This is a genomic window from Candidatus Frankia alpina (assembly GCF_902806485.1).
GTDB classification, from domain to species: domain Bacteria; phylum Actinomycetota; class Actinomycetes; order Frankiales; family Frankiaceae; genus Frankia; species Frankia alpina.
On the sequence record NZ_CADCWT010000053.1, the window covers coordinates 1 to 23,462 of the forward strand.

General features: G+C 72.7%; 21 protein-coding genes. 12 read left to right on the forward strand and 9 right to left on the reverse strand.

Going from position 1 to position 23,462, the window contains the following annotated elements; all coding sequences use genetic code 11:
• A partial coding sequence (locus G6R25_RS08585) for a response regulator transcription factor (RefSeq protein WP_473246884.1) occupies positions 1-604 on the forward strand: 604 nt, incomplete at its 5' end.
• A gap of 383 nt (positions 605-987) precedes the next feature.
• Complete coding sequence (locus G6R25_RS08590) at positions 988-2,142, forward strand: SLC5/6 family protein (RefSeq protein WP_235947838.1); 1,155 nt, start codon at positions 988-990, stop codon at positions 2,140-2,142.
• Here G6R25_RS08590 and G6R25_RS08595 read toward each other — a convergent pair.
• A complete protein-coding gene (locus G6R25_RS08595) occupies positions 2,103-2,390 on the reverse strand; it encodes a VOC family protein (protein ID WP_163552553.1) in 288 nt (95 codons plus the stop codon). The genes G6R25_RS08590 and G6R25_RS08595 overlap by 40 nt on opposite strands.
• A 500-nt stretch (positions 2,391-2,890) precedes the next feature.
• Here G6R25_RS08595 and G6R25_RS08600 point away from each other — a divergent pair, with 500 nt between their 5' ends.
• The 6 genes from G6R25_RS08600 to fxsT all read left to right on the forward strand — a co-directional run bounded on the left by G6R25_RS08600 (position 2,891) and on the right by fxsT (position 11,807).
• Complete coding sequence (locus G6R25_RS08600) at positions 2,891-3,841, forward strand: M20 metallopeptidase family protein (protein WP_336500955.1); 951 nt, start codon at positions 2,891-2,893, stop codon at positions 3,839-3,841.
• A gap of 222 nt (positions 3,842-4,063) precedes the next feature.
• Positions 4,064-4,597, forward strand: a complete 534-nt coding sequence (locus tag G6R25_RS08605) for an NUDIX hydrolase (RefSeq protein ID WP_235825755.1) — start codon at positions 4,064-4,066, stop codon at positions 4,595-4,597.
• A gap of 364 nt (positions 4,598-4,961) precedes the next feature.
• Positions 4,962-6,524, forward strand: coding sequence for a VMAP-C domain-containing protein (locus tag G6R25_RS08610; protein WP_163552554.1), 1,563 nt, complete (start codon positions 4,962-4,964; stop codon positions 6,522-6,524).
• A 27-nt stretch (positions 6,525-6,551) separates the two neighbouring features.
• Positions 6,552-7,628 carry an AAA family ATPase gene (locus tag G6R25_RS08615; RefSeq protein WP_163552555.1) on the forward strand — a complete coding sequence of 359 codons (1,077 nt, stop codon included), beginning with the start codon at positions 6,552-6,554 and terminating at the stop codon, positions 7,626-7,628.
• 403 nt (positions 7,629-8,031) lie between these two features.
• The gene (locus G6R25_RS08620) at positions 8,032-8,496 is read left to right on the forward strand and encodes a hypothetical protein (protein ID WP_163552556.1); all 465 of its coding nucleotides are present in this window, start codon (positions 8,032-8,034) and stop codon (positions 8,494-8,496) included.
• Positions 8,497-8,957: 461 nt separating this feature from the next.
• Complete coding sequence (gene fxsT / locus G6R25_RS08625; RefSeq protein ID WP_163552557.1) at positions 8,958-11,807, forward strand: FxSxx-COOH system tetratricopeptide repeat protein; 2,850 nt, start codon at positions 8,958-8,960, stop codon at positions 11,805-11,807.
• Between the two features lie 34 nt (positions 11,808-11,841).
• On the opposite strand, the gene G6R25_RS08630 is transcribed toward fxsT, so the two are convergent.
• From G6R25_RS08630 to G6R25_RS08650, 5 genes are all read right to left on the reverse strand, one after another.
• Complete coding sequence (locus G6R25_RS08630; protein ID WP_163552558.1) at positions 11,842-12,246, reverse strand: hypothetical protein; 405 nt, start codon at positions 12,244-12,246, stop codon at positions 11,842-11,844.
• A gap of 104 nt (positions 12,247-12,350) precedes the next feature.
• Positions 12,351-13,697, reverse strand: coding sequence for an HEXXH motif domain-containing protein (locus tag G6R25_RS08635; protein ID WP_163552559.1), 1,347 nt, complete (start codon positions 13,695-13,697; stop codon positions 12,351-12,353).
• Between the two features lie 196 nt (positions 13,698-13,893).
• Entirely contained in the window at positions 13,894-14,085 is a 192-nt protein-coding gene (locus G6R25_RS08640) for a hypothetical protein (protein WP_136449637.1), read from the reverse strand.
• Between the two features lie 388 nt (positions 14,086-14,473).
• Complete coding sequence (locus G6R25_RS08645) at positions 14,474-15,157, reverse strand: TIR domain-containing protein (RefSeq protein WP_163552560.1); 684 nt, start codon at positions 15,155-15,157, stop codon at positions 14,474-14,476.
• Between the two features lie 23 nt (positions 15,158-15,180).
• Positions 15,181-15,516 (reverse strand): pyridoxamine 5'-phosphate oxidase family protein, encoded by a 336-nt coding sequence (locus tag G6R25_RS08650; protein ID WP_235947844.1) that lies wholly within the window; start codon positions 15,514-15,516, stop codon positions 15,181-15,183.
• A 125-nt stretch (positions 15,517-15,641) separates the two neighbouring features.
• On the opposite strand from G6R25_RS08650, the gene G6R25_RS08655 reads away from it, so the two are divergent.
• The 4 genes from G6R25_RS08655 (at position 15,642) to G6R25_RS08670 (ending at position 19,607) form a co-directional block, all read left to right on the forward strand.
• The gene (locus G6R25_RS08655; RefSeq protein WP_163552561.1) at positions 15,642-16,673 is read left to right on the forward strand and encodes a zinc-dependent alcohol dehydrogenase family protein; all 1,032 of its coding nucleotides are present in this window, start codon (positions 15,642-15,644) and stop codon (positions 16,671-16,673) included.
• A gap of 397 nt (positions 16,674-17,070) precedes the next feature.
• A complete protein-coding gene (locus tag G6R25_RS08660; protein ID WP_163552562.1) occupies positions 17,071-18,201 on the forward strand; it encodes an LLM class flavin-dependent oxidoreductase in 1,131 nt (376 codons plus the stop codon).
• A 27-nt stretch (positions 18,202-18,228) separates the two neighbouring features.
• Positions 18,229-18,609: a hypothetical protein gene (locus tag G6R25_RS08665; RefSeq protein ID WP_163552563.1), complete on the forward strand. Its 381-nt coding sequence runs from the start codon at positions 18,229-18,231 to the stop codon at positions 18,607-18,609.
• Positions 18,606-19,607 carry an SAM-dependent methyltransferase gene (locus G6R25_RS08670; protein WP_419469329.1) on the forward strand — a complete coding sequence of 334 codons (1,002 nt, stop codon included), beginning with the start codon at positions 18,606-18,608 and terminating at the stop codon, positions 19,605-19,607. Before G6R25_RS08665 ends, G6R25_RS08670 begins: the two co-directional genes overlap by 4 nt.
• A 28-nt stretch (positions 19,608-19,635) precedes the next feature.
• Here G6R25_RS08670 and G6R25_RS08675 read toward each other — a convergent pair whose 3' ends face one another.
• The 3 genes from G6R25_RS08675 to G6R25_RS08685 all read right to left on the reverse strand — a co-directional run.
• Entirely contained in the window at positions 19,636-20,997 is a 1,362-nt protein-coding gene (locus G6R25_RS08675; protein ID WP_163552564.1) for an LLM class flavin-dependent oxidoreductase, read from the reverse strand.
• On the reverse strand, positions 20,994-22,376 hold the full coding sequence (locus tag G6R25_RS08680; protein WP_163552565.1) for an LLM class flavin-dependent oxidoreductase: 1,383 nt from the start codon (positions 22,374-22,376) through the stop codon (positions 20,994-20,996). Before G6R25_RS08680 ends, G6R25_RS08675 begins: the two co-directional genes overlap by 4 nt.
• On the reverse strand, positions 22,373-23,462 hold a 1,090-nt coding region (locus G6R25_RS08685; protein WP_473246885.1), incomplete at its 5' end, for an LLM class flavin-dependent oxidoreductase. The genes G6R25_RS08680 and G6R25_RS08685, both read right to left, overlap by 4 nt.

A 23,462-nucleotide genomic window follows, 5' to 3' on the forward strand; every position in this document is an offset into this window, starting at 1 on the left:
CGGCGACGGCGACGGCGACGGCGCGCCGATGATCAGGGTGCTGCTGGCAGACAACCAGCATCTCGTCCGCGGCGCGCTCGCCGCGCTGCTGTCCCTGGAGGACGACATCGAGGTCGTGTCCCAGGTCGGCGCGCTGCGCCCGGACGTCGTGCTGATGGATGTGGAGATGCCCGGCATCGACGGGCTGGCCGCCGCGGCGGCGGTGCGTACCACCGCGCCGGCGACCCAGGTCCTCATTGTGACCACCTTCGGCCGCACCGGCTACCTGCGCCGGGCGATGGAGGCCGGCGCGCTCGGCTTCGTCGTCAAGGACGCGCCCGCCGAGGCCCTCGCCGCCGCCATCCGCCGGGTCGCCCGCGGGGAGCGGGTCGTCGACCCCACCCTCGCCGCCGCCACCCTCGCCGGCGGGGCGAGCCCGCTCACCGGCCGCGAACGCGACGTCCTCGTCGCGGTCCGTGACGGCGCGACCATCGCCGACATCGCCAAGCGGCTGTTCCTCTCCGAGGGCACCGTACGCAACTACCTGTCATCCGTGATCGCGAAGACCGGCACCCGCAACCGGATGGAGGCCCTACGCACCGCCGAGAACGCCGGCTGGCTGTGACCGCCCGCGCCGGCCAGGCCAACCGGCGCAGGTCGCTGGCCTCGGGGTCGCCGGGCGCTGCCGCCGACCGGCACCGGTCGGCCGTTGGAGGTGGCGCTGAGCGGTGGGCGGCCGATCAGCTCCGCCGGCTGGACTCGGCGATCGCCAGCACGGCGTCCAGCTGACCGGACCACACGCCGCACATCGCGCACTGCCCATCCCCGCCGAGATCTCACCCTATAGTCATCATCCGACTCCCCTGCGCAGTCATACGTCAGGAGCGACGCCGGATGATGCACGACCATGACCCCGCCGAACCCGACGGTCGGCCTCGCCGGTCCCCCGGATCCCACCGGTCCGACAGGTCCCACCAGTCCAGCTGGACCCACCGGCGGGTCGAAGCGGTGGCCGCCCGCGGTGTCGTCGCGGTCGTGCGCGACCTGCCGATCGTCGTCGCGTTCGGGATCCTCGCTGCCTGCACCTACACCGCCGGGCTGCGGGCACCGGCGCTGATCGCGTTCGCGAAGGACCTGCTCATCTACGCCGTGGTGCTCGTCGCCGTCGTCGTCATCCCGCACCGCCTCGGCGGCTTCGGCGCGGTCTTCGACGCAGCGCAGCACAAGTTCGACGCGGCGAACGCCGCCGCGGTGAAGGCGGGCCGTCCGGCGCCGGCGGCGTTCATCCCCGGGCCCACCCAGTTCATCGCCTACGGCACGCTCGCCCTCGGCTCGGCGATGGCGCTGCTGCTGTGCCCGTATGCGATCACCGGGGTGCTGGCGACCCGAAGCCGGGAGGTCATCCGGCGCAACACCGCCGTCCTGCCGCTGTGCTCACTGCTGCTGGCCTTCCTCGCGCTGCTCGGCTATGTGGCGATCGCCGCCGGGGTGCACACCACGAATCCGCGCCTCGCCGTGCCGCTGCTGTTCGAGCGGGAGTTCCCCGCCTGGTTCACCGGCGTCGCGTTCGCCGCGGTCGCCATCGGCGCGCTGGTCCCCGCCGCGATCATGTCGATTGCGGCGGCGAGCCTGTTCACCCGCACGGTCTACGTCGGGTATCTGCGGCCGGGGGCGACCGCGGCCGAGGAGGCACGCGTGTCGAAGATCGCCTCGCTGCTGGTCAAGGCCGGTGCGCTGGTCTTCGTCCTCGGGTTCGACACCCAGAACTCCATCAACCTGCAACTGCTCGGCGGGGTGTGGATCCTGCAGACGTTCCCGTCGGTGGTACTCGCACTGTGGCGGCCGCGGCTGCACCGGTGGGCACTGCTAGCCGGCTGGCTGGTGGGCATCTGCTACGGCACCGCCGAGGCCTACGCCCAGCGCAGCGCCCTGGCCGCCCACTTCGGCGGCTCGCTGGCGAACGTGCCCGGTCTCGGCCGCGCCGGGTACATCGCGGTCACGGCGTTCGCGCTCAACCTCGCCGTCGCCCTGATCGGCTCGGCGCTGCTGCGGGCCGTGGGCGTCCCGAACGGGCCCGACGCCACCGCGGCCGGGCCAGCCATGGTCGTGCCCGAGCAGAACCGTCAGCCGGTGGCGGTCGGCGACGCGGTGTCGCCGTCGTAGGTGCTGATCTCGATCAGGTTGTCGTCCGGGTCGCGGAGGTAGCAGCTGGTGATCGGCCCGGTGGCGCCCGTGCGGCCCACCGGGCCCTGCTCGATAGGCACGCCGAGCTCGGCGAGTCGGGCCCTTACCTCGTCGAGGGGCACGCTGCTGATCAGGCAGAGGTCGGCCGAGCCGGGGGTGGGACGGGCGGCCTTCGGTTCGAGGTCGGCCACGGTTAGCACGAGATGGTCGATACGGTCGATGTGCATGTCGCCCGCCTTCGGTGTTGTCTAGGCTATCAGGCTCCAGCACGAGCCGGTGAGCGGGTCCACCTATCGGTCCTCCAGACCGCCGAAGCCGCAGTTCGCGCAGACTTCGCACATCATCCGTGTTGAGCCTGCTTGCCGCCGTCTGCGGAGAGGACAGCCATGTCGCTGCTCGACGATGCCCGCTCCATGTCGGACGACCTCGTGCACCTGCAACGGTGCCTGCACCGGGAACCGGAGATCGGCCTGGACCTGCCGCGCACACAGGAGCGGGTACTCGCCGCCCTCGCCGGGCTCCCGCTGGAGATCACCACCGGCCGCGGCGCGAGCTCGGTGACGGCGGTCCTGCGTGGCACCGCGCCCGCGCCCAGCGCCCCACTCCACCCGGATCCCGCGGCGGCGGCACGCGCGCCCGCCGGCGGTGCTGCTGCGCGGGGACATGGACGCGCTGGCCGTACAGGAACGCACCGGCCTCGACCACGCCTCCCACCACCGACGGCGCCATGCACGCCTGCGGCCACGACCTGCACACCGCCATGCTCGTCGGCGCCGCCCACCTACTCAGCGCACACCACGACCGGCTACCCGGCGACGTCGTGTTCATGTTCCAACCCGGCGAGGAAGGCTGGGAAGGCGCCCAACAGATGATCGACGAAGGCGTGCTCGACGCCTCCGGACGCCGGGTATCCGCCGCCTACGGCCTACACGTGTTCTCCGCAGAACTGCCCCACGGGCAGTTCTGCGGCCGGACCGGCGCGATCACCTCAGCATCAGCGATGCTGCGCGTCACCGTACGCGGCGAGGGCGGCCACGGCTCGATGCCGCACCGCGCCCACGACCCGATCGCCGCCGCCGCCGCCGCCGAAATGATCCTCGCCCTACAAACCATGGTGACCCGCCAGTTCGACGTGTTCGACCCGGTGGTGCTGACCGTCGGCGTCCTGCGAGCCGGCACCCGGCGCACCATCATCCCGGACGAGGCGTACTTCGAGGCCACCGTGCGCACCTTCTCCACCCGCACCGGCGACCAGATCGAACAGGCCACACGACGGCTGCTGCAAGGCATCGCCGACGGCCACAACATCGAGGCCGACATCGAGTTCGTGCCCGAACGACCGGCGACCATCAACCACCCGGCCGAGACCGCACTCGCCGCCCGCACCGTCGCAGAGACATCCGGCGAACGCCGCTACAGCGAACTCACCCACCCCCTGGCCTGCTCGGAGGACTTCTCCCGGGTCCTGGCCCAGGTACCCGGAACCTTCATCGCGATCGGCGCGGGCACCCCAGACTCGGACCCGCACACCGCGCCGTTCAACCACAGCCCCCGCGCCCGCTTCGACGAGACCGTCCTGCCCGACGGCGCCGCCCTCTACGCCGAGCTCGCCCTGCGGGCCCTCGACCTCGCCGCCGCCAGCCCGGATCCGACAGACCGACGAGGCGCCCCGGAATGACGGCCCACCAGACCACGCCCGCCCACCTGTCCACTGTGACCGGGGCCGAGTTCCGATCCGTTCGCCGGGCGGCACCACGGCTTGGCCTGCGGCCGAGCCGTGGAATGCCACGGCCCGTGCCATCATGAGACGGCGGCATTCGAGGACCATCGGCCGACGGCACCGACCCCGTACAGACGACGAGTACCGACGATGAATGAGGAATACAGATTGAACGATCGGGTGATCTCCGTGGTTCGGGACTATCTGGTCGCGCATCCGAGGGAGGCCGAGAGGCTGGTCCCGCTGCTAGAGCTGGCGACCACCGCGGCGCCGGTCACCGCCCGCACCACCCTGCCAGGCCACGTGACCTGCGGGGCGATCGCCGTGAACACGACCTTTCGAGTTCTGCAGGTCCGCCACCGCGCACTCGACCGCTGGCTTTTCCCCGGCGGCCACGTCGACGACACCGATCCCACGCTCGTGGCCGCGGCCCTGCGGGAGCTCGCCGAGGAGACCGGCGTTCTCCCGTCGACGGTCCGGCCCCTGCGTAATATTCCGGTGGACATCGACGTCCATTCGATTCCCGAGAATCCGGAGAAGGGCGAACCGGAGCACACGCATTACGATTTCCGGTTTATCTTCCAGATCCTGCGGTCCACCGGGCCGGGCACGGTGGACCTGCGTCACGACGAGGTCACCGACCACCGCTGGATCCCGGTGTCGGATCTGGACGGGCCCACCGGGGCGAGAATCGCCACCGTGCTGGCAAGCTGACCCTCGCCGGCCGAGTACCGCCGGCCGAGCGTCGGCGACTCGCCCTCGACCGAGAGCGGGCCAGGCCGGGCCGAGTCGGGCCAGGTCGAGCCGAGTCGGGCCAGGTCGGGTCGGCGGTTGTAAATCCGTTGACCGCCGGTTGAACCCGCGGCCTCACTCTCATCCATGGTTCCCGACCATCCCGGTGTTCGCGCAGGTCCGCCGCGTGCGGGCGGGCCGGAACAACGCCCGCGCCACGACGACCCGCACCGATTCAGAGCGTTCATTTGTCAGGTTCGTTCAATGACCGAGTCTTACGCTTGTGGTGCGGATCGCCGGCCGCGAACCGCCCTTGACGACGACCTGACCGGGGGGCGGGTGGCAGGTGCCTCATCGGTTCACGACTCTGCGCCTACGCACCGAACTCGACCTGGTGCGGGCGCTGGAGACCTGCACGGCCGTCACCGACGAGGGCGGGCTGCGGCTGCGGCAGGACTACGTCCAGGATGCCGTCGCCGAGCGGTTACAACCGCGCCGGCATCTGCTGCCCGGGCTGGTGCTGCGCGATCTGGTACGCCTGTGCGTGAAGCTGCCCGACGGCCTGGCGGCGCTGGCCGTGGCGGTGGACTTCGTCGGGGACGAGACGACGGCGCGGGCGGTCCGACTCTGCGTCGCCGAGCTGGACGCGCTCGCCGCGCTGGAGGGGGAGTTGTCCGCCGCCGACTGGCTGATGCTGCGCGACTGCCTGTGGGAACGGGTGCTGCCCGACGCCGCCCGGGTCGCCTACGAGATCACCGCCGACCGGCTGTCCCGGCCACCGGCCGGGCACGAGACGCTGTGGCATCTGTTCGTCCACCTTGCGCCGTGCAACGCGGCGCCCGAGGTGGACCCGCCGTGGCTGGTGTTCCTGCGCTTCGCCGCGGCGCGGCTCGATCCGCCCGCCCGCGCCCACGTGGAGCGGCTCGTCCAGACCACGGCCGATCGGTGGGATCTGCCCGAACCCCCGGCGCATCTCGACCCGATTCCGCCCGCCGATCGGCCCGCGGGCGAGGAACCCACCGCCCATCTCATGATCCAGATAGAGCCGGCGGCGGCCCGGCCGGACCAGCTGCTGGTCTCGTCGTGGCGGCAGTGGGACCTGGGACCATGGCGCCCCGTACGCGGAGAAGAACACACGGTTGCGGCGACCGAACTGCAGGCGACCGTGGAGCAGCTCATCGTCGACATGGAGGCGGAGTGGGGTGCGGGGGGCACCCGCGACGACGCCGGCCGGGCGCGGACGCTCGCCGTCGAGTTCATCCTGCCGGACGATCTGTTCGGGCTGCCGGTCGAGGCGTGGACGCTGGAGAGCGGCTCGTTTCGCCCGGTGGCGCTGGGACTCGCGTACCCGGTGGTGATCCGCAGCCTGCGCCGGCTGCGCAGCCGGCACTGGGGCCGGATGTGGGCCAACCGGTGGCGACTGGTGGAGGAACCGCGGCCGAACGGCACCCGGCCCCGCGCGCATCACAGCTCCGGCCACGGCGCCGACGGCCTCCGGCGCCTCGACGCCGCGCTGCGGGCCGACGAGATCGTCTGCCTCGTGCTCAGCGCCCCGCCCGGCGGTCCGGACACGCACGGCGGACGTGAGGTCGAGCTCGCCCTGCGGGCCGGCTGTCCCGTGATGATGTGGCATCGGTCGGACTGCTTCTCGCCGCTGTTCCGCGAGGAGGTCAGCGGCCTGCTCGCCGGTGGCGATTTCCGCTCGCTTCCGCGCCGCGTTCTCGAAAGGCGTCGTATTGTTGAAGCGAGGATGGCGTCGGCTGCGGCGAACAGCTCGCCCGAGGCTGCGCGCCAAGCCTCGGAAACGGCGAACGAGACAGATGAAACCTGGGACGATGAACCCGCCGGATTCCAGCTGGCTCTCCTGTGGGATGATCCGCGAAGACGTCCGGACGTACCCGCAGGCTAGCGGATTCTCGTCGGAGGGGGCCCGCCCGTGAACGGAGAAGACGAAGGTGACGCTTCCGTAGCCGCCGGGACCGCCGGGCCGGGTGACACCCGATGGTGGATTTTCCAGGGCACGGGCATTCCCCTCGACGCCGATGAGCGGGACCGGCGCTGGCCCGCGCCGCCGCGGTGGCGGGACTTCGACGGCGGGCCTGACCTCCCCCCGCCCCCGCTGGACAACGCCGACCTCGACCGCAGGCTCGGAGCCACCGTGGCGCAGTGGGTCGACGCGGACGAGGTGTCGATGGTCAACGCGGCGCTCTACCTGCGTCGCCCGCTACTGGTCACCGGCCCGCCGGGCACCGGCAAGTCGAGCCTCGCCCTGCGGATCGCCCGCGAGCTACGGCTGGGCCGGCCGTTGCGCTGGCCGATCACCAGCCGAACCACGCTGCATAACGGCGAGTACGAGTACGACGCCATCGGCCGCGCCCAGGCGGCCGCCGGTCGCCGGGGCGGCCCGGACGATGCCGGCGGCGAGGGCCAGATCGGCGACTATGTCCATCTCGGCCCGCTCGGCACGGCGCTGTTGCCCCACCGGCTGCCGCGGGTGCTGCTCGTCGACGAGATCGACAAGAGCGACATCGACCTGCCCAACGATCTGCTGAACATCTTCGAGGACGGCGGGTTCGTCATCCCCGAGCTGGTCCGGGTGCGGGACCGTCAGCGCGAGGTCGTGGTGCACACCGCCGACGCGGGCCGGACCGCGCCGCTGCTCGACGGCATCGTGCAGTGCCACGCCTTCCCCATCGTGATCATGACGAGTAACGGGGAGCGCGAGTTCCCCGCCCCGTTTCTGCGCCGTTGCCTGCGGCTGAGCATCACCGAGCCGAACGAGGCCAAGCTGGTCCGGATGATTGCGGCGCACTTCCCACCGGGCACCGACGAGACGACCCGCGACCTCGTCACGGACTTCCTGCGCGCCCGGGAGGAGCGGGGTGACCTGGCCGCCGACCAGCTGCTCAACGCCGTGCACCTGGTGACGTCCGGGGCATTCGAGCTCAGTGACCGAAAGGCCTGGCAGGCCCTGCTGCGCGCGGTGTGGCGGCCGCTCACCGCCGCACCATGACGGGATCCGGCCCGGCGGCCGGCGCGGCCGCGCGGCGCGCCGGCATGCCGGGAGGTCCCCTGCGCGCGGTCCGCCCTCGGGAGTCGGATCCGATCGGTCGCCTTTCCCGCCCCTGGCGGCCGGGCACCGGCGAACCCACCGCGGCGTCGATACCCCGCCCTGCCGCTCCGACCGACCTGCTGTGGTCCGAAATCTCGGACGCGCTCTGGCCGGCCGGATCCGCGCGGCGGCGGACGGATCGGCCCCCGGAGACGATGACGGCGACGCCGACGGAGCGGCCCAGCGCCCGGCGCCACCGGCGGCCGGCGCCGCCACTGACGCCGGGCGGCACCCATCGGGAACGCGGCGACGCGCCGCCGGACGGGCCCGAGCCGGACGACGCACACTGGGCGGGAGAGGGCTCATGGCCGCTGCGGCAGACCGGGCCGGGCGGCGAGACGACGGGCCGGGCGGGGGTGCCGCCGAGGGCGCTGTCGAGGGCGCTGCGACCGCTACGGATGTTCGTCCGGCCGCCCATGGCCGCACGCTGCACGAGGAGGCGACCGCCGACCGTGCCGCCGCCGACGGCCTGTGGCTGCCGGTGTTCGAACATGCCCGCGAGCACCGGTGGGATCTCGTCCTCGTCGTCGACAACCATACCTCGATGATCTTCTGGCAGGAGGCCGTGACCTCCTTCACCGCCGCGCTCGAGCAGTCTGGGGCGTTTCGCAACGTCACCCGCCGCCGGTTGATCACCGGGGGCGGCTCGCCGGCCTCGGTGCTGCTACGCGGCGGGCGACCGGGGTCGGCCAGCCCGCCGGCGGAGATCGCGGACCCGAGCGGGCGCAGGCTCATCCTGGTGATCACCGACTGGATCGGCCGGGCGTGACGCACCCGCTCCGTCGAGCCGGCGCTGCACCTGTGGGGACGCCACCAGTCCGTCGCGCTCGTCCACCTGCTCCCGCAGCAGCTGTGGTTCCGGGCCGGGATCCCCGTCGAGCGCAAGAAACTACGGACAGTCGGCGACGGGCCAGGAAACAGGCTCCTCCTCGCGGACCCGCAGCCACGGATCCCGTGGGACGCGCCCCTGCCCGCGACGGATCTGCCCGGCGTTGCACTCCCCAACCCCGATAATGCTGTGCCTGTGCCGGTCCTTCAGCTCGATCCCGCGTCGCTGGGCAACTGGGCCGGTCTCGTCGCGGGCACGCTGCCGGGCTGGACCGATCTCGCCGCGACCGTCGCGCACCGGCGCCCCGAACCGGACGATGAGGTCGTCCCGCCCACCGCCGCCGGCGCTTACCACCGGATCAACGCGTTTCGCGCGGCCGGCGCACCGAGACCGCCGGTGTCATGCGCGTCGTGCAGAACGTGCTCGACCCCCGGGTCAGCGCGGTCCGCCGCTCCGCGCGGGCACTCGACGAGCCCGGCGGCGAGACGTTCGAGCCGGTGACCTCGACCAGCCGGCCTTACCTGGTCGCCGAACTCGCGGCGCTGCGCGCGATGTCCGGCCGGCATCTGCGCCGGGCACGTGCCCTGGTCGCCGCGCTGGAGCCCGACGCGCCGCAGCTCGACCGCGCCTCGCACGGCTCCGACGCCGACCATGACGTCCCGACGGATCCCACCCAAGGAGCGAACGTGTCCGTGGTCCTCGCCCATGACCAGCCCGCCGCGCCGGCGCACCGGTCTCGCGGCAGACTGCCGATGGAGCACGGTCACCTGCCGGTCCGCAACACCTACTTCACCGGCCGGGAGGACCTGCTCCACCAGTTGCACACCAGGCTGATGCGCGGGCCGACCGCCGTGCTGCCGGACGCACTGCACGGCCGCGGTGGCGTCGGCAAGTCCCAACTTGTGATCGAGTACATCTACCGGCATCTCGCCGACTTCGACCTGATCTGGTGGATCCCGGCGGAGCGGCTGGCGCAGATCGACGCCGCTCTCGTCGAACTCTCCCAGCATCTGGGCCTCGACGCGGGCAGCGAGGCGAACACCGCGGTCCCGGCCGTGCTGCGCGAACTCGCCGCCGGCCGACCGTCGGACCGCTGGCTGCTGGTGTTCGACAACGCCGACTCGCCGGACGACGTGAAGAAGTACTTTCCGACCGGTCCGGGCGGACCGCCGACCTCGGTCGGCCGCATCCTGGTCACCTCACGCAACCCGGCCTGGGCCGATGAGGGCGCGCCGCTGGCCGTCGACGTGTTCGAACGCGAGGAGAGCCGGCACCTGCTCCAGCGGCGCAGCCCGGATCTCGACGTCGAGGACGCCGACCGGCTCGCCGCGGCACTCGGCGACCTCCCGCTGGCCGTCGAGCAGGCCGCAACCTGGCGGGCGGTGACCGGCATGCCGGCCGCCGAATACCTCGAACAGCTCGAACGTGAACGGGCGGAGCTCGCGACCCGCTTCCCGGACCTGTGCCACGAGCTGCCGGTCGCCGCCGCGCGGCGAATCGCCCTTGATCGGCTGGAACAGACGAACAAGGGCGCCTTGCAGCTCGTCGGCGTCTGCTCCTACTTCGCGCCCGAGCAGATCCCGTGGGGCCTGTTCGCCAACGTACGCTCCACCACCATCATCCCCGAGCTCGACACGGCGCTGCGCGACCGCACGAAGCTACGTCGCGCCATGCACCAGATCGACCGCTTCGGCCTGGCAAAGATCGACGCCGACCGCGAGACACTGCACCTGCACCGGCTGGTCCGCGACGTGGTGCGCAGCCGGCTCACCGACGACGAACAGTCCGTGCTGCGCCACGGCGCCCACCTCGTCCTGGCCTCCAACGATCCCAACGACTGGGCCGACCCGGCCAAGTGGGCGCGCTACGGCGAGTTGTACGCGCACGTCGTCGACTCGCAGGCCTTCGACTGCGACGAGGCATGGGTCCGCCAGCTCGTCGTGAACGAGGCGAAGTACCTGTGGAAGTGGGGCGCGCACGCCGCCAGCCGCGACCTCACCCAGCGCACCTACGACACCTGCCTGGCCAAGTACGGCGAGGAGGATCCGGAGACCACGCTGACCATCTCGAAGTGGCTGGGCTACATCCTCTTCGTCGTCGGCCAGTTCCGCGAGAGTTCCGAGATCAACAGCCGGCGCTACACGGTCCTGGGGCGCATCCGCGGCGACAATGACGAGGACACCCTCGAGGCACTCGGCGCCGTGGCGGCCAGCGCGCGGGTGCGCGGCGATTTCGGCCGGGCCGCGGAGCTGTCCCGCCAGGTCCACGACCGGTTGCGCGCCGCCTACGGCGACGACGACCCGTCGGTCCTCACCGCCGCCCACAACCTGGGCGTGAGCCTGCGCCTGGTCGGCGACTTCCGCGGCGCCCTCGCCCTCGACGAGTCGACCGTCCACCACCTCGCCCGCAACCTCGGCGCCGACGACGACCCCATCCTCTCCACCCGCATCGGCGTCAACATCGACCGCTGGGAGCTCGGGGACTACTTCGACGCTCGACGGTCCCAGGAGGAGATCGTCGCCACCTACCGGCGGAGCCTGCACGACGAGAACAACCCGCTGCTGTTGTTCGCCGTGCGCTTCCTCACCGTCGCCCTGCGCAAGTCGGGCGCGGTCGACCAGGCCCGCGCCCTATCCGAGGACGCGCACGCCCGGTACGTCTCGCGCTACGGCCCCGACTACCCCGACACGCTCGCCACGGCGCTGAACCTGTCCGTCGACCGCCGGCAGACCGACGACCTCAACGGCGCGTTGCTGCTCGGCCGGGACACCCTCGACCGCTACCGGCGGATCCTCGGCGAAACCCATCCGCACACCCTCGCCGCCGCCGCGAACATGGCGGTGACGCTGCGGCGGCTCGGCGACATCGACCAGGCGTACGGCCTCGACCGGGCCACGCTCGACGCGTTCCGGGAGCGGGTCGGCGACAGTCATCCCTCGACCCTGCTGTGCGCGACGAACCTGGCCAGCGACGCGTTCGCCCGCGGCGAGTTCGAGGAGGCCGAGGAGCGCGACCGGGAAGCGCTGGCCCGGTCGGCGAGGGCACACAGCGAGGCTCACCCGGCCACCCTGATGTGCGCAGCGAACCTGGCCCTGGACCTGCGGGCCGTCGGCCGCACCGGCGAGGCCACCAAACGCAACGCCGCGGCCGTCGCCCTGCTCACCCGCGCCCTGGGAGCGACGCACGCCGCGACCCGGGTCGTTAGCGAGTGGCGCCGGGCGGACTGCGACATCGACCCCATGCCGCTGTGAACCGCCGCCGGGCCTGGTAGGACTGCCTCAGTCCTCAGTCCGGCGCCGCTGGGGCGGGCATCGCCCGGTCGAGCCGACCCGCCAGCCACGCGGCGAGACGCACCGGGTCCGGCGCCGGGCGGTCGAGGTCCGCCACCCGGCAGGCGACCGCCCGGACCACCTCCGGCTGGCGCAGCAGGGCCGAGCGCGCCGCCGCGTCCACCGTCCCGGGCCCCTGTGCCTGCCCGTGCAGGCACAGGGCGAGCCCCACCCAGGCGTCCCGGCCCGCGGGCGTGGCGCGCGCCCGCGCGGCGTGCAGCGACCGCGCCTCGTCGAAGCGGCCGGCGGCGAGCAGGACGTCGGCGGCGGCCGCGCCCTGGACCGCTTCGGCGGCGCGGGCCGGGTCGGCGACGAAGCCGGCGAAGGTGGCCGGGTCGGCGAGGCGGTAACGCAGGAGCACGGCCCTGGCCTCCAATAGTCGCGGCTCCGCCGGTTCGGCCACGGGCCGGCGGCAGCCTGGCGTCGGTGCCGGCAAGCCAGTCCGTGGCCAGCCGTTCGACGATGTCAGGCGCGGGCCTGAGATGGTGCAGCCGCCAGCCCGTGCGGTGTTCGAGGGCGGCGGAGGCCGGCGGCCCGCTCGATCGCCACCGGCACCGGCTCTGCCGTCCACGGCGCCATCCACCGGTCGACGCGGGCGATGAACCACTCGCCGAGCGCGGTGAGGCCCGAGTCGCCGCGCAGGTCCGCCACGGCCCGCGACGTCTGGGCCCGCCACAGCGCGAACTCGAACTCGGCCAGCCGGCGGGCGCCGGCCGTCGCCGTCCGGTGCCGGTGCGCACGCCAGAACCAGGTCACCCCGGCGAAGGCGTAGATGCCCTGCAGCAGCCCGGACAACGGGCGCGGATCGTCGCGCCATGGCGCGTAGTACCGGCGGTCCGAGGCGGCGTCGTGCAGGCGGGCGAGGTGCATGACCGCGCCGAGCTTGCTGTGCTGGAACTCGTGGACGAGGATCGCGGCGAGCTGTGCCGCGTCATCCGGCGCCGAAGCGATCAGGGAGCCGAACGCGTCCGCGGAGGAGGCGCTGCGCGGGCTGAACCGCTCCGCGGGGACCAGCGGGGTGATCGCGCCCAGGACCCGGCCCATCGCCCGGGCGCCCTCGCCGTCCACCTCGACGAGCAGGCGCCAGGCCTGCGCCAGCACCTCCCGCCAGCGCGCGGCCTGCGCCGCCCCCAGCGGCTGCGGCGCGGTCCGGCCGGCCACCACCCGGTACGGGTCGAGGTCGTCCAGGGCGACCGCCAGCACCGCGCCGCCCTGGACCACCCGGATGGAACGGATGGGTCGCCAGGACCGCGCGTCGTCGTCGAGCGCGGCAGGAAGCGGAACGACGCTGCCGTCGAGGTCCACCTCAACCCGGCCGCGCGCCCCGATGACCTGCGCGGTCGCGACCGGGACCGGCCCCGCCGCGTTGGCGGGCGCGGCGGGGCCGGGTACGCCGGGCGGCGAGACCAGGCCCAGCGTCGGCAGGCTCACAGCACCCCGCACGGCCGGCACCCGGATGCAGAAGGTCAGCCCGGCTCGCGCGGCGGCCGACGCGGCGAGCGCGTGCAGGTAGCCGACCTCCGCCCATAACGGCACCGTGGCCCCGGTCGACGCCGGCAGCCCCGCCGGTTGAGCCGACGTCGCCGGCCCGCGCAGACGGCGCAGCACCGACCTCGCCCAGGTCCCCACGTGCGGATAGGCGAGTACCATCCAGACGATCTCCGGGGCGGCCTCGTCCACCCTGACCAGGAGATCCCAAGCCTCGTCGATGTCAGCGAGAGGCGTTGCCGGCGTCGTTCTCCGCACGGTGTCCAGGACCGCCCGCAGGGCGACGAGGCGCAGGCTGTACTCGGCGTCGACCAGGACCGGCATGCATTCCTCGCCCGCCATTCCGGACGTGACGGTACGCAGAAGATGAGCCGGCAGGAAATGCCTCTTCATGACGCCCCATCACGCGCCGGGAACATCGACCGCCCCGCGCGGCAGGCCGGAAATCCGCTGATGCGCGGGCGCCGGTTCCGCTTTCTCCCGCGCTCCTCCCCCGGCCACGAGAACCGCGAAGATCTGCTCAGTCCTGCCGTCCGACCTTGAACCCACCGTATGCAGCCTGCTGTTCGCACTTCTCGACGAAGAACCGCACCATCCCGATGATGTCCGGATCGTTGCTCGACCGCAGCGCGTCGAGACCGAGACCGTCCAGATCGACGAGCGGGGAGACGATCCCCTCGTCTCCGTCACCCGCGATGCCCTGCCGGGTCACTCGACCTCCCTTTCACCGCGCGGCCCGGAGTATCCCGGCAGTCCAGCGCAGAACACAACGCGATCCGATCGACATGGCGGAGACACCCGTCCGGGTGAATCCCCTGCGGTCTGCCAAACTCGCATGTCGGGCGGCCATATGCCGCCGCCTCGAGTGCGCTACGGCGCTCCAGTGCAATCCGCGCAGGTCACGATGGGTAACATTTGATGCGTCCAGCCCAGCGACCGTGCGCCGTTCTCCCGCCTCGGGTCACCCCGGCCGCATCATCCGGACGGCCCGGGAAAGGGCACTCCGGATGGCCCGTCGCCATTCCCGGCCGGGCAACAGACGCTGCCCACCACGGCGAGCAGAGCCGACTTCGCCGCGGACTCCGTCAGGCCGCAGAGGTTCACCTCGGTTCGCATGCCCGGGAAACCCGGCGGGTCGACGGGTTCGATGAGGACCGGCACCAGACCCGGGCCGCCGTCGCCGTCGGCACCCCGGCCGGCGGCGAGCCTCCACTCCTGCGCAGCCCGGGGCGAGGCGGATAGGCGGACGACAGCAACGCGAGCATCAGGCCGCCCTCGCCGAGGGCGCGGCCCACCTCGGCTGTCCAGTCGCGGCCGGGCACGTCGTCCCAGACAGCCGCGGTCACCGTCAGGCCGATGCCCTCGAGCACCGCCACGGTCCAGGCAGCCCAGGCACGGTCCGACGCCGCATCCGCGTGACTGATGAAGATCTGCTCCAGGGCCGAGGGGGACTCGCCGGGACCGGCGGCCGGGCGCCCGCGCGCCGGCAGCCACGTCCGGGCCTCGGTGATCGCCGGCTCGGCGGGGTCGCCGCCGACGAGCAGGCTCGCATTGTCCAACCAGACCCGCAGCGGAACCGTACCGTCGGGTAGTTCGCCGGCCGAGTTCAGGCGCTGGAGATCGGCCAGGAGCTGGATGCGGGGCACCGCGTGCACGGGCATCAGGGCCACGAAGGCAGACGGCAGCCCGTCGAGGAGCAACCGCCGCCGGTCGGGGAACCCGAAGCCTGCGCCCTCCGCGGCCCGGGCGAGCCGGAACAACTGACCATGGGAGAGATGGCCCATGCCGCAGGGTAACAACGGGATCCTCAGGGAGTTCGCCGCCCGCCGGCGCGCAGCTGCCCGGCGGGGAAGAAGGCGGCCAGACCGTCCTCCCAGTTCGTGACGCGCTCGCGCTCGTCGTCGACGACGGTGACGGTCGCCGAGATGCTCAGGTACGCGAAGGCCGCCCGCTCCTCGAGCGCGTACGCCACCCGGCTGTCGGGGTTCGCGGCCAGGTCGGCGGCCTTGCGGGAGCGGGGGCTGGCGCCGATCCACACGGTGAGGTCGTCGGTCACGGCGAGGTGCTGGACGAGCCGGGCGTGGGGGGTGTGGGGGACGGCCCCGTCGTGGGCGACCCGGCCGGAGCGGCCAGCGGGCGGCACCCCGACGACCCGATCATTCTGGATCGGATAGCGTCCATGTGGCAGGTAGGGTTCCGGCCGGGCTACGACCGGAACGCGACCGCGGTGGACAGCCGCCGGGACGAACGTCAGGGAGGCATGGGAACGTGCGAGCGACCCTGCTGGAGGATGGCGGAAAGATTGCGCTGCGGGAGTTCCCCGACCCGGTCGTCCAGCGCCCCACCGACGCGGTGGTGCGCGTCACCGCGAGCTGTATCTGCGGTTCGGACCTGCACCCCTACCGCGGCAAGACGCCCAGCGTGTTCCCGAAGCGCATCGGGCACGAGTTCGTCGAGGACATCGGCGACCAGGTCGACACCGTGCGGCCCGGCGACGTGGTCGTCGCCCCCTTTCTGATCAGCTGCGGCGCCTGCCGGTACTGCCGCGCCGGCCTGCAGACCTCCTGTGAGAACGGCTCGGTCTGGGGAACCGACGACGGGTCCGGCGCCCGCTCCGACGCCTGCCAGGGCGACCTGATCCGGGCGCCGTTGGCCGACGGCACCCTGGTCCGGGTCGGCACCGAGCTGCCCGACGCGTTGCTGCCCGACGTCCTGGCGCTGTCCGACGTGATGGGCGCCGGTCACCACGCCGCGGTCAGCGCGGGGGTGGGTCCGGGTTCCACCGTCGTGGTCGTCGGCGATGGCGCCGTGGGCCTGTGCGCGGTGCTCGCCGCCCGCCGCCTCGGGGCGGAACGCGTCGTGGCGATGTCGCGGACGCCGAGCCGGCAGAAGCTGGCGGCCGAGTTCGGCGCCACCGACATCGTCGCCGGTCGAGGGGCCGAGGGCATCGCGCAGGTGCGCGAGCTGCTCGGCGATGGAGCCGACGCCGTCCTCGAGTGCGTCGGCTCGCAGGAGTCGCTGGAGCAGGCCGCGGCGGTCGCCCACCCCGGCGGGCGGCTGGGCTGCGTCGGCGCCCCGCTGGGCAACCTGCCCCTGGGCCCGTTGTTCATGAAGAACGTACGGCTGGCGGGCGAGGTCGCGCCGGTGCGCGCCTACCTGCCCGAGCTGCTCGACGACGTGCTGGCCGGCCGGGTGCGGCCGGGGCGGATCTTCGATCTGGAACTGCCGTTGGACGAGGTCGCCGAGGGCTATCGGGCGATGGACGAGCGCCGGGCGATCAAGGTGCTGCTGCGTCCCTGAGGCCGCACCACCGTGGGCGCTCCAGACCGTGACGCGAGCCGAGTCCGGTGCGCGTTTCGTGCCGCCGTCCCGCCGGGCACGACGGGCATGGCGGTGGACTGCGCCACGGCCGGGGCATACGGTTATTTCATGCGCGCGGATCCCACTCTGGTCTGCCGCCTGCACGTGGATTTCGCCCGGGTGGCCAGCGCGCTGTGTCGCGTCCCGCGCCGCCCGATGTCCCACTGATCGGCGTCGCGGCCGGCCCGTCGAGCGGCTGATCCGCCGGCAGGATCGCGGGGCTCGTGTCCACCGGTCCGGACGCGTTGTCGGTCCGAGGCTTAAGCCCTTCAGCTCGTCCTTCCGGCACTCGCCCCTCGCCCCTCGCCCCTCGCCCTCCGGCATATGGGAGATCCGCGTGAACGTGCACGCACACTGGTTCCTGCCCACCTCGGGAGACAGCCGCAACCTCGACGCCGCCGCGGTGAGCGCCAAGGAAACCCCCCACCTGCAGCCCGCCGCCCAACGGCCGCCGAGCATCGAATACCTCGCCCAGATCGCCGGCGCGGCCGAGCATCTCGGGTACGAGGCCGTGCTCACCCCGACTGGAACCTGGTGCGAGGACGCCTGGCTCACCACCGCGGCCCTGCTGCGCGAGACCACCCGGCTGCGTTTCCTGGTGGCGTTGCGGCCCGGCTTCCTCAGCCCCACCCTCGCCGCGCAGATGGCGGCGACCTACCAGCACATCTCCGGCGGACGGCTGCTGCTCAACGTGGTCACCGGCGGCGACGCCGACGAGCAGCAGCGCTTCGGTGACTGGTTGAACCACGACGCCCGGTACCGGCGTACCGAAGAGTTCCTGCAGATCGTCCAGGGGGCGTGGACGGGCCGGCCGTTCACCTTCGACGGCGAGCACTACGCGGTGCGGGGTGCCACCGTCCGGGAACGTCCCGATCCGACGCCGCCGATCTTCTTCGGTGGCGCCTCCCCCGCGGCCGAACTCGTCGCCGCCCGACAGTCCGACGTCTACCTGCTGTGGGGCGAGCCGCCGGCCGCCGTCGCCGAGCGGCTCGACCGGATGCGGCCGCTGGCCAAGGAACAGGACCGCGAGCTGAAATTCGGCATCCGGCTGCACGTCATCACCCGGGACACCGCCGCCGCCTGGGCGATCGCCGACGAATTGCTCGCCCAGCTCGATCCGGCGGCGATCGCCGCGGCACAGCGGCGTTTCGCCCAGACCGAGTCCGTGGGACAGCAGCGGATGGCGGCCCTGCACCACGGCAACAGCGACGCCCTGGAGATCTCCCCGAATCTCTGGGCGGGCTTCGGCCTCGTCCGCGGCGGCGCCGGCACCGCGCTCGTCGGCAGCCACTCCGAGGTCGCGGACCGCATCGCGGAGTACCACGACCTCGGCATCGAGCACATCATCCTCTCCGGCCAGCCGCACCTGGAGGAGGCGTACTGGTTCGCCGAGGGAGTCCTGTCCCTGCTGCGCCGCCGGGGCCTGCTCGCGCCCGCCCCGGGGCCGACAGACGCGACCAGGGCCTGACGGCGCGGCCGGCGCGTCCTGGCGGACATGCTGGAGGAGATGAGAACCGCGACGATCGTGGAGATCGACGAGGGCATCGCGGAGTACATCCGCAAGTCCTATGACTTCCAACGCACGAACCCGGACCTGCTGCGCATGCTGCTCTGGGAGGCACTGGAGTGCACCGGCGACCGCCCGCTGCCCGACGAGCACGGCCGCGACTCGTCCGCAGCCCCAGCCACGAACGAACGGCCGGTCGCGGCGCGCGAGACGCGCATGGCGGTGCGTTGTGCACGATCCGCCGGCTCAGACCGTGCACAACGCACCGCATACGGCCGGCCTGGGTTCGTCCGCGGAGACGGGATACGTATCGGATGCCTCTGGTCTCTCACCGCAGTTGCGGCATCACCCACTAAAGTGATTCCGTGACAGTCCGACGAGACGAAGGGCGCGACGCGGTGTCGGAGACCGAGAACGTGCTGACCACCGCCGACGAGGGCCTCGGCGGCAAGGACACCGAGGAGCTCGGCGGCCAGCGGGCCGGACAGGTCCCGGAGGGCGCCGGCTTCGATCTGAAGGTCGACGTGCCTCACCCGGCCCGCATGTACGACTACTTCCTCGGCGGCAAGGACAACTTTCCCGCCGACCGCAAGACCGCGGAACAGGTTCTCGGCGTGTTTCCGAACTCCCGGATCGTGGTCCGGCAGAACCGCTTGTTCATGACCCGGACGACCCGCTATCTGGCCGCCGAGGCCGGGGTACGCCAGTTTCTGGACATCGGCACGGGCATCCCGACCTCCCCGAACCTGCACGAGGTCGCCCAGGACGTCGCCCCCGACGCGCGGGTCGTCTACACCGACAACGATCCGATCGTGCTCGCTCACGCCCGCGCCCTGCTCGCCAGCACCCCGCAGGGACGCACCGCCTACATCGACGCGGACCTGCGCGACACCCGGCGCATCCTCACCGCCCCCGAGCTGCACGACACTCTCGACCTGACCAGGCCGATCGCACTGTCCCTCATCGCGATCTTCCACTTCATCCCGGACGGCGACGACCCGTACGGGATCATGCGTCGCCTCGTCGACCTGCTCCCGTCGGGCAGCTACGTCTCGCTGACCCACCTGACCGCCGACTTCGACCCGGCGATGCGCGAGGTCGAGCGGGCCTACCTGACCAGCGGCGTCCCCATGCACCTGCGCACCCGCGCCGAGGTCGAGCGGTTCTTCGAAGGCCTGGACCTCGTCGAGCCCGGCCTGCAGGTCGTCCACCACTGGCGGCCCGAACTCGCGGACCCGGCCGAGACGACCCCGGCCGGCGACGGCGCGACCTCGACGGACCCGGCCTCGCGCGTAAAGGCCATCCCGCTGTCGGAGCTGACCGACGCGCAGGTAAGCATCTACGGCGCGGTCGGCTACAAGCCCTGACGCGGGCCGGGCCCCGGCGGTGGCCGCGTCAGGTGGCCGCCTCCGACCGGGCGGCGTACCGGCTCGGTGGACGCGGCAGGCCGAGGTGCTCGCGCAGCGTCCGCCCGGTGTAGGCGGTGCGGAACAGGCCGCGGCGGCGCAGTTCGGGGATGACCAGGTCGACGAAGTCGTCCAGCGCGTCCGGCAGGTACGGGAAGATCACGTTGAAGCCGTCGGCGGCGCGCTGCTCGAACCATTCCTGGATGTGATCGGCCACGGTCGTCGGCGTGCCGACGAGGGTCCGGTCGTCCCGGGCGATCTGCTCGGCGAGCTGGCGGATGGTCAGGTTGTCCGCCCGAGCCTGGTCGAGAATCTGCCGCTGGTCACTGAGACTCTGGTTGGACGCCGGCAGCTCGGGCAGCGGGCCGTCGAGCGGGAACGCGGTGAGATCGAAACCGCCGAGCCGGTAAGCCAGGTCGGCGAGCGCCACCCGCGGGTCGAGCAGCGAGCGCAGCGCGGCGATCTTGTCCTCCGCCTCGGCCTGGGTCCGCCCCACGATCGTGGACAGCGCGGGCAGCACGAGCACGTGGTCGGGGTTGCGCCCGGCGGCCGCGGCCCGCGCCTTCACGTCGGCGTAGTGCGCCTGCGCCTGCGGCAAGGTCGGCGGCGCGGTGAAGATCACCTCGCCGACTCGGGCCGCGAGCTCCCGGCCCGTCTCGGAGGCACCGGCCTGGACGATGACCGGCCGGCCCTGCGGTGGCCGGGCGATGTTCAGCGGCCCAGCGACCCGGAAGTGCGTCCCGGCGTGGTTCAGCCAGTGCAGCTTCTCCGCGTCGAAGTAGACCCCGGACGCCTGGTCGTGGCGGAAGGCGTCGTCGTCGAAGCTGTCCCACAGGCCGGTCACCACGTCGTGGAACTCGGCGGCGCGCGCGTAGCGCAGCTCGTGCTCGACGTGGCTGTCCAGCCCGAAGTTGCGCGCCTCCGCGTCGTTGAGGGAGGTGACCAGGTTCCAGCCGGCCCGCCCGCCGGAGATGTGGTCCAGCGAGGCGAAGGTCCTGGCCAGGTGGTAGGGCTCGTTGTAGGTCGTCGACGCCGTCGCGATGAGCCCGATGTGGGTGGTCGCCGTGGCGAGCGCGGCGAGCAGGGTCGTCGGCTCGAACGAGTCGTTGACGACCGAGACGCGGGAGAGCACCTCCTGGCTGGTCAGGGGGACGCCGACCAGGTCGGCGAGGAAGATCGCGTCGAAGGTCCCCCGCTCGGCGGTGCGCGCCAGCTCGATCACGTGCCGGATGTTCACCCCGGCGTCGGCGACGGCATGGGGGTGCCGCCAGGCGGCGAGGAACTCCCCCGGCGGCTTGAGGAAGGCGTTGAGGTAAACTTGACCGGTCCGCCGTGGCTCGGTCGACGTCATCGGGCTCCCGCCCCGCTCGTTTCGGCACCGGACTCGGCGCGGTCCCGCTCCCCCGGCCGCGGCAGGCCGAGATGCCCCCGCAGTGTGGTCTCGGTGTAGGACTCGCGGAACAGGCCCCGGCGGCGCAGCTCCGGCACGACGTGGTCGACGAAGTCCTCGGCGGCGCCGGGCAGGCGGGGGAAGCCGACGTTGAAGCCGTCCGCCCCGCGCCCGGTGAACCATTCCTCGACATGGTCGGCGATCGTCTCCGGCGTGCCGGTGATCATGCCGCCGCCCGAGGACCGCCGGGCGAGCTCCCGGATCGTCCGGTTCTCGCCGCGAGCGAGGCCGAGCAACTGCTCCTGGCGGCCGCGGCTACGGTTCGTCTCACCGACCTCGGGCAACGGCCCGTCCAGCGGATAGCCGGACAGGTCCAGGTCGCCGGCGGTGTCCTGGACGAGACGGCGGGCCACGTCGTCGTGAATGAGCTCCAGCAGCTCGTCGCGCCGCGCGCGGGCGGCGGCCTCGGTGTCGGCGACGATCGGCGCGAGGACCGGCCAGACCAACAGATGGTCGGGGTTGCGCCCCCGCCCCCGCGCCGGGGCCTGCGCCTTCACGTCGGCGTAGAACCGCTGCGCGCCGGCCAGCTCGCGCTGCGCGGTGAACACCACCTCACCGTCGCGGGCGGCGAGGTTCTTGCCCGCCTCGGACGAACCGGCCTGGAAGATGACCGGGTGGCCCTGCGGCGGGCGGGAGATGCTCAGCGGCCCGCGCACGGTGAAGTGCTCGCCGCGGTGATGCGGGGTGTGCAGGCCGGCGGGGTCGTAGTAGCGGCCCGCGGCGGTGTCCCGCAGCACGGCGCCGTCGTCGAAGCTGTCCCACAGCGCGCGGACGACGTCGACGAACTCCGCGGCGCGCTTGTACCGCAGGCCGTGTTCGAGGTGGGCGTCCTGCCCGAAGTTCGCGGCCTCCCGCGGGCTCACCGAGGTCACCACGTTCCAGCCGGCGCGGCCGGCGGACAGATGGTCGAGCGAGGCGAACTTGCGGGCGACGTGGAACGGCTCGTTGTAGGTCGTGCTGGCCGCGCCGACCAGGCCGATCCGCTCGGTCACCGTGGACAGCGCGGCCAGCAGGGTCAGGGGTTCGAACGTGTTCGACCGGGCGGTGCGGGGCAACGAGTCCAGATGCGTGCCCGAGACCGCGAGGAGGTCGGCGACGAACACGACGTCGAAAGTGCCGCGCTCCAGCGTCTGCGCGACCCGGATGTGATGGGCGAGGTCAAGCCCGCCGTCGGGCGGCGACAGCGGATGGCGCCAGCCGGCGATGTGACCGCCGGCGCCCTGCAGCACGGCACCGAACGTCAGCATCCGCCGCCCACGGCCGTTGCGGGTAGTGGTCATCTGCTGTTCCTCTCCGGGCCGATCGGAGTCGGCCTGTCGGGCACAGGTGCGGGCACGGGTGCGGGCCGCCAGCCCAGCGCCGGGGCGATCTCGGTGGCGATGAGCTCCATACGGCGCAGCGTCGCATCGAGGTCGGCCGCCGCACCGGCCTCGCCCTGCACCGCGGCGATGAAGTACGACACGGCGGCGGGGGCGACGGGGTTGGTCGCGAGACTGTGGATCACCACGCCGACGGGGCCGTGGTGGACGTTCATCGCGTCGAGCGCGGCGCCGTCGTCGAGGTCGGGGGAAAAACCGAAGTGCCCCAGGTAGGGCCGGAACCGGGCGATGTCAGGGGCCAGGTCCACCCGGGCGGTCAGCCGGTCCGGCCCGGGGAACACCCCGTGCGAGACGGCGAGCCGTGCCTCCGTGGGCGCCGAATGGGCGGCCAGGTAGGCGTCGGCGAGGGGGCGCTGCGCGGAAGCCGCCGGGCCGATACCCAGCAGCAGCCCATCGCCGGCCCGAGCCGCCGCCCGCACCCCGTCGGTGCTCGTCGTCGAGTCCCAGAACCGGCTGGTGAGGGTCCGCGCGGGCGGATGCAGCCGCAGCCCGTCGGTCCCGGCGATCTGCTCACCGACGAGCAGCTCCCGCAGCCGGGCGCGTGCCTCGGCGAACAGCTCCCGCCGCCGGGCGGCGTCGCGGCCGAAGGCGCCGAAGGCGGGGGCGCGCGGGCCGCCGGTGCCGAGCCCGAGCTGCAGACGACCGCCGCTGAGCGCGTCGAGGACGGCGGCGTCCTCCGCGAGGCGGATCGGATCCTCCAGCGGCAGGAGGACGACGGCGGTGCCCAGCTCGATGCGCCGGGTCGCCTGGGCGGCCGCGGCGAGCAGCAGCAGCGGCGACGGCAGGCGACCGTAGTCGGGCGAGAAGTGATGCTGGGCGAGCCAGCCGCCGTCGAACCCGAGCTCCTCGCCCGCAACGAACAGCTCCACCAGCTCGCGGTAGACGGCGCCGACCGGCCGTCCGCGGCCGTGCACATGGGTCAGGAAGCCCAGCCTGAACGGGCCGGGTCCGCCGGATACTGTCATCGGACTTGCGGCGTGGAGACCC